The sequence below is a fragment of the Cedecea selenatireducens genome (assembly GCF_042138895.1).
Classification (GTDB): domain Bacteria; phylum Pseudomonadota; class Gammaproteobacteria; order Enterobacterales; family Enterobacteriaceae; genus Cedecea; species Cedecea selenatireducens.
Genome location: NZ_JBHIKW010000036.1, coordinates 1 through 1,007 on the forward strand (window position 1 = coordinate 1; position 1,007 = coordinate 1,007).

The following is a 1,007-nucleotide window of genomic DNA, read 5'->3' on the forward strand; positions in this document are numbered from 1 at the left end:
TATTCATAAGGTTACGGAGAATCAGATGACCCTCACTTCTGTCGGCGTTGATATTGCTAAGCTAAAATTTGATGTCGCTGTCCTGCTGCCTGGTCAGAAATACAAAACTAAAAAGTTTGCTAACACGCCTGCGGGATGTCGTGAGTTTATTCACTGGCTGACCCGCTTTGGGGACTGTCATGTCTGTATGGAAGCGACGGGCAGCTACAGCACGGAACTCGCCACGGCATTGTCCGATGGCGGCTATCGCGTCAGCCTGGAAAACCCTGCCCGCATTCATGCCTTCAGTAACACCGAACTGACCCGAAACAAAACGGATAAAAGCGATGCCGCCCTGATAGCACGGTATTGTGCCCTGTATCAGCCAGCCCAATGGCATCCGGCTCCTCTCAGCCAGCGACAGCTGACCGCGCTGGTGCGGCATCTTAAAAATCTTGAAGAGATGCGTCAGATGGAAGAGAACAGGCTGGAGGCCGCAGATGAGGTCATCACTGGCTCGTTAAAAGAGCACATCGCCACGCTGGATGAACTGATAAAAGAAACCAAAAAGAAAATCAGACAGCACATTGATGATGACCCGGACCTGAGAAAAGACAAAGCGCTGCTGGAGAGTATCCCGGGAGTGGGAGATGTGCTGAGTACGAGTCTTCTGGCCTTCGCAGGAAACCTGAGGCGGTTCAGGAGCAGTAAGGCTCTGGTGGCTTATGCAGGGCTGAACCCACGACGTTGTGAGTCCGGGATGTGGAAGGGAAAGAGCAGGTTGTCAAAAGTGGGGAGCCGTGAGCTGCGTAGCGTGCTGTATATGCCTACGGTAGTGGCGGGAAGATGTAATGAAGTGGTGAAAGACCTGATGACCCGGATGGCGAGCAGGGGGAAGACAGGCAAAGAACGCGTGTGTGCAGGAATGAGAAAGCTGCTACAGCTGGCTTATGGGGTGGTGAAATCAGGGCGTGAATTTAACGCTGAAATACCGCTTGCCGGATAACCGACAAGACGGTATCTCTCCC

At 52.8% G+C, this 1,007-nt stretch carries 1 protein-coding gene; it reads left to right on the forward strand.

Annotation, left to right across the window (positions count from 1 at the left end):
* The first annotated feature begins 25 nt into the window (after positions 1–25).
* Positions 26–985 (forward strand): IS110 family RNA-guided transposase, encoded by a 960-nt coding sequence (locus tag ACE38U_RS22360; protein WP_038472527.1) that lies wholly within the window; start codon positions 26–28, stop codon positions 983–985.
* Positions 986–1,007 lie beyond the last annotated feature (22 nt).